Source organism: Streptomyces sp. MUSC 14, from assembly GCF_001866675.1.
GTDB lineage: Bacteria > Actinomycetota > Actinomycetes > Streptomycetales > Streptomycetaceae > Streptomyces.
On the sequence record NZ_MLYN01000154.1, the window covers coordinates 1 to 363 of the forward strand.

Annotated in this window: 1 pseudogene; it reads left to right on the forward strand. The window is 63.1% G+C overall.

The features are described from left to right. Positions 1 to 47 precede the first annotated feature (47 nt). Positions 48 to 363 (forward strand): annotated as a pseudogene (locus BIV25_RS46080) (helicase associated domain-containing protein); the annotation flags it as partial.

Sequence of the window (363 nt, forward strand, 5' to 3'; positions counted from 1 at the left end):
CCCGCCTCGCTGACCTGCTATTTCACCCCGCAGAGACAGGATGAAAACGGCTCACTGCTGTGCAGCAGTGGATGTGCGAGAACATCCTCGCCATCGAACCCGCAGCCGAGAAGGAGAAGCCGAAGCCGCGCCGTAAGCACTCCGACCGCTGGGCCATGAACTACACCGCCGCCCGCCAGTACTACCAGCGCGAAGGACACCTCCAGGTACCGCGCAAGCACGTCGAGCGGATCGTGATCGGGGATGGCGGCGAGGACCAGGAGGAACAGGAACTCAAGCTCGGATCATGGATCGGAAACCAACGCAGCCGGGCCGCCAGCCTCTCCCCCGAACGGCGCGAACAACTCACAGCAATCAAGATGC